The organism is Streptomyces capoamus (assembly GCF_014654935.1).
In the GTDB taxonomy this organism is placed as follows: Bacteria; Actinomycetota; Actinomycetes; order Streptomycetales; family Streptomycetaceae; genus Streptomyces; species Streptomyces capoamus.
Window position 1 is genome coordinate 1 of the sequence record NZ_BNBF01000041.1, and the last position, 3,856, is coordinate 3,856.

Below are 3,856 nucleotides of genomic sequence, written 5' to 3' on the forward strand. Positions count from 1 at the left end.
TCCACCTCCCCCAACCTCATACCGGCAAGATGCCCACCACCAGGCGAGATCACCCAATGTAACGAAGCACTACTAGGCCGTGTCCGCCAAGTCAGGGCAGCCAGAGTCGTAGGCAGGCGGGAGGGGCCAGGGCCAGGGCTTCGTAGTGGCGGGCGCGTTCGTCGTAGCGGATGGCCAGGGCCTTGTTGTGCTTGAGCCCGTTGAAGCAGCGTTCGACGACGTTGCGGCGGCGGTAGGCCGCGCGGTTGAGCCCGCACCGGCTCTCACCTCGTCTGATGCGGCCGTTGATCTGGTCGATCCGCTCCGGGAAGGACGTCGGGGGTACGTCTGGCTCGTGCCGGAGAAGGCGACGCCATCAAGGACCTGCACGAGGAAGTGCCCCGGCCCTACATGGGCTCCTGGCCCTGTTCTAGGCCCCGCCTCCCCCAGGCGGTATCCACCCGCGCGGCGGCATGATCTACGGTCTTTACCGAACCAGTACTGATCTTCAGCAACGGGGAAATACGCACATGCGCAAGACGGCAACCCTCACCACCGGCCTGCTCGCGGCGGCGCTCCTGGTGACCGGGTGCGGCAGCGACAAGAAGGACGACAGCCCGGCCAAGGCGAGCGAGGCCTCACCGAGCGCCTCGGCGAGCAGCGAGGCGAAGGGCTCGTCCTCAGGGAAGAAGGGTGCTTCGCATCGGGTGGTCTTCGAGGTGGGCGGCACGGGCGCGGCCCAGGTCATGTGGAACGGGAACAGCAACCACTTCGAACAGGTAACGCTGCCGTGGACCAAGACCGAGACCATGCAGCTGGAGGGCGCCGAGCTGAAGGTCGGCGTCACGGTGTCGGTGGTGCCCGGCTCGGTCAAGGGCCGGGACGGGATGCTCAAGCCAGCCCCGTGCACCATCAAGGTCGACGGCAAGCAGGTCGCTGACAACCAGGACGGCAAGTCCCCGAAGCCCTGCGAGTACAAGCTCAAGGACTGACAACCGGTTCCTCCCTGTGCCTCGCCTCGGGGACGCAACTGTGCACGCTTCGCGGGTGCACTCAGGAGCTGACGCCGATACTGTGCGGCTTCGACCACATCACCGACTCCTGACCTGCCGTGGTCGGTTCTGTGGTCGGGGCGGCCGGTGCCGTGGTCGGCCTGTGGTCAGGGTGTGTCGCCGGAGTAGTAGAAGCGGCAGCTCACACCCGGGCCGGGCGTGCGGGGTTCGCCGGGGCGCGGGTCATACAGGGCGTGGCCGCCGGGGCACCGTCCGAGTTCGGTGGACAGGGCGACACCCTCGTCGACTTCCTCGGTCCGCCACCCGTGGATGTCCAGCAGCAGGCCGTCCAGCGGGGTCACCCATCACGCCGGCGGACCGGACGCGTTCCGGCAAAGGCATGTAGCGCCGCACTGATCTGCGGCAACGGGCATGCGCATGCTCACCAGCGGCAGGAGGCGGGGACACCTCCCGCAGCAACCAATGAGGTCACTCAGACGTCGGAGACCATATGAAACCCGAATGGCTCTTCTTCCTCATACCGTTGCTGATCGGAGTGAGCTCTCTGTGCGTTGGCGTGTTCGGACTCCGCCGCGCGAGCGCGCTTCGCCGCAGCGGAATCACGGCGGTGGGGCGAGTCGTGCGTCACGACACCAGGCGGGACGACGACGGAGCCAAGTACCACTACCCGGTCGTAACCTGGACGACCCGTGGCGGGCACGAGTGCACGTACCCCTCCATGTTCGGCCGAGGAACAGTTCTTCCGGGCTTCGGCATCGGTAACGTCGTCACGGTCCTGTACGACCCGGACAACCCCCGCCGTTTCGAGATCCGAGGCTGGGAATCCAAGATCATCTACCTGGTATTCGCCGGAGTGGGGACCATCCTCACAGTAGCCACGTCAGTGGCCCTCCTTGTCCTGACGATCACACGTTGACCCCCCAGGGTTCCTCGCGAACCCACGGTCCCCGGGGAAGCGGGCACCGGTGCACAAAACTCACGTGACCGTGCCGTACAGGGCGCGGATCTCGGTCGCGTAGCGCAGGCGTACGAACGTGTGGAACGCGCGCAGCATGTCCAGACAGCGACGTCTGGTCCCCGCGGTCCGGCATGCGAGCAGCAGACTGTGCAGCATCGTGCGCGTCGAATCCGCCCAGGATCGCTGGAGGGCGATCAGCAGACACGTACGGGCGGTACCACCTTCTGGACGTCGTTCGCGCCCTCGCCGCGATCCGCGACGCCTTCACCCCAGTGCCGACGTTTCGAAGGGCCAGACTCCGACCCCGGAGCCGGGGCGCGCCGCACTGGGCTAAGGCGTTTCTTCCGGCTCAGTCACCGCCTTCTCCGCCACCAAGGAGGCTGCCAAGTCAACTTCTCCGCCCAAACTGAGTTCGGCGCCGCCGCAGTGGTTGAAGGGATCGGCCATGGGCAGTCCGGCGAGGTCGCCGTTGGCGGCGCCGGTGCCGTGGGCGGTCGTTCCGCTGGGTGCGGGCCCGCCCTGGTTGACGCATGAGGTGCCGAACGCAGGTGAGGCGATCGGCGAGGCCGGCATCCGGCAGTTCCTGGACCTCGGCGCAGGGCTGCCCACCGCGGACAACACCCACGAAGTGGCCCAGCGGACGGCGCCGGAGTGCCGGATCGTCTACGTCGACAACGACCCCATGGTGCTCAGGCACGCCGAGGCCCTGCTGCGCAGCACGCCTGAAGGAGCGTGCTCCTACGTCGACGCGGACGCCCGCGACACCGGACGCATCCTCCCCGAGGCGGCCGCCGTCCTGGACTTCGACCAGCCGGTGGCGCTCATGCTGCTCGGCATCGTCGGGCAGTTCCCCGACTCGGAGAACCCTGGCCAGATGGTGCGGGAGCTGGTCGAGACCCTGCCTGGGGGCAATTACGTGGCCCTAAGCGACGGCACCGACACCAGCGAGGAGCTGCAGGAGGCGATCGTCGCCTACAACAGCCAGTCGGCCAACTCCTACCACCTGCGGTCCGCCGAGCACATCGGGTCCTTCCTGGACGGGCCGCGTCCCGTGCCGCCCGGGCTCGTCAGGGCAGCCTGTGGCGGCCCGACCCCACCACGCCCGACGTGCCCGCGGAGGCGGGCCACGCGGTCAGCGTCGTCGCCCGGAAGAACTGAGGACGGAGGCGCCGCGGCGGCATCGCGAGCGCCGGCCGCGGCCCGCGGCCGCAACGGGGCCCGCGGCCGTCGCCCCGGGGCACGTCGGGGCGCCGGCCGCCGATGCGGGGCGTACGGGCCGACCCCTGCCGCCGCACCCGCGCCTGCCGTGGACAGGTGCGCGCTACGGGCGCCAGTCCGCCTCCAGGTCGTGCGAGTCGGACTTGGTGAGCTGGGTCAGTCCGGTCCCGTCGGCCCGTACCAGGAAGAGGTGTTCGGGATCCCCGTCGTCGGCGCCGCCCCTGGTGAAGACGAGGCGTGTGCCGTCCGGTGACCACGAGGGGTTCTTGTCGTTGAGGCGGGCGGCGGTGATGCGGTGCGGGCCGGTGCCGTCGGGGCGGACGAGGTAGAGGCGGGCGTACCCCGAGGAGTCGACACGGCTGAAGGCGATCCGGTTGCCGTGCGACCAGTCGGGGGCCCAGTCGTGGGAGCCGGACGCGGTGATCGCGGTCTGAGCCAGGGTGGACAGCCGCATCCGGATCAGCCTGCTGTGTCCACTCGCGTCCGCGCGGTTGAAGGCCAGGTACTTGCCGTCCGGCGACCACGTCGGGTGGAGGTCGTCCCCCGCGGTGTGGGTGACGCGGGTGGCCGGGGAGCCGTCGATGTCGGCCACGTAGATCTCACGCTGCGTGCCGACCGGTTTGGCGTAGGCGAGGCGCTTGCCGTCGGGGGACCACGCCGGGTCGGAGGCGCCCTTCGTACCGGGAAC

General features: G+C 69.2%; 4 protein-coding genes and 4 pseudogenes. 3 read left to right on the forward strand and 5 right to left on the reverse strand.

Annotated features, from left to right (window positions below):
• Positions 1–91 precede the first annotated feature (91 nt).
• A pseudogene (locus tag IE312_RS36030) lies at positions 92–313 on the reverse strand (IS5/IS1182 family transposase); the annotation flags it as partial.
• Between the two features lie 196 nt (positions 314–509).
• On the opposite strand from IE312_RS36030, the gene IE312_RS36035 reads away from it, so the two are divergent.
• Positions 510–971, forward strand: a complete 462-nt coding sequence (locus tag IE312_RS36035) for a PDZ domain-containing protein (protein ID WP_189986543.1) — start codon at positions 510–512, stop codon at positions 969–971.
• 167 nt (positions 972–1,138) lie between these two features.
• On the opposite strand, the pseudogene IE312_RS36040 reads toward IE312_RS36035, so the two are convergent.
• Positions 1,139–1,327 (reverse strand): annotated as a pseudogene (locus tag IE312_RS36040) (hypothetical protein); the annotation flags it as partial.
• 155 nt (positions 1,328–1,482) lie between these two features.
• Between IE312_RS36040 and IE312_RS36045 the strand changes: the two are divergent.
• Complete coding sequence (locus IE312_RS36045; protein WP_189986544.1) at positions 1,483–1,908, forward strand: DUF3592 domain-containing protein; 426 nt, start codon at positions 1,483–1,485, stop codon at positions 1,906–1,908.
• A 60-nt stretch (positions 1,909–1,968) separates the two neighbouring features.
• On the opposite strand, the gene IE312_RS36050 is transcribed toward IE312_RS36045, so the two are convergent.
• A complete protein-coding gene (locus tag IE312_RS36050) occupies positions 1,969–2,106 on the reverse strand; it encodes a hypothetical protein (protein WP_189986545.1) in 138 nt (45 codons plus the stop codon).
• Between the two features lie 174 nt (positions 2,107–2,280).
• The gene (locus tag IE312_RS43365; RefSeq protein WP_229900868.1) at positions 2,281–2,523 is read right to left on the reverse strand and encodes a hypothetical protein; all 243 of its coding nucleotides are present in this window, start codon (positions 2,521–2,523) and stop codon (positions 2,281–2,283) included.
• Here IE312_RS43365 and IE312_RS36055 point away from each other — a divergent pair.
• Positions 2,486–2,971 (forward strand): annotated as a pseudogene (locus IE312_RS36055) (SAM-dependent methyltransferase); the annotation flags it as partial. The gene IE312_RS43365 and the pseudogene IE312_RS36055 overlap by 38 nt on opposite strands.
• A gap of 300 nt (positions 2,972–3,271) precedes the next feature.
• On the opposite strand, the pseudogene IE312_RS36060 reads toward IE312_RS36055, so the two are convergent.
• Positions 3,272–3,856: pseudogene (locus IE312_RS36060) on the reverse strand (PD40 domain-containing protein); the annotation flags it as partial.

Coding starts and splice junctions, on each gene's coding strand:
- IE312_RS36035 (WP_189986543.1), top strand. CDS start 510: ATGCGCAAGACGGCAACCCTCACCACCGGCCTGCTCGCGGCGGCGCTC.
- IE312_RS36045 (WP_189986544.1), top strand. CDS start 1,483: ATGAAACCCGAATGGCTCTTCTTCCTCATACCGTTGCTGATCGGAGTG.
- IE312_RS36050 (WP_189986545.1), bottom strand. CDS start 2,106: ATGCTGCACAGTCTGCTGCTCGCATGCCGGACCGCGGGGACCAGACGT.
- IE312_RS43365 (WP_229900868.1), bottom strand. CDS start 2,523: ATGCCGGCCTCGCCGATCGCCTCACCTGCGTTCGGCACCTCATGCGTC.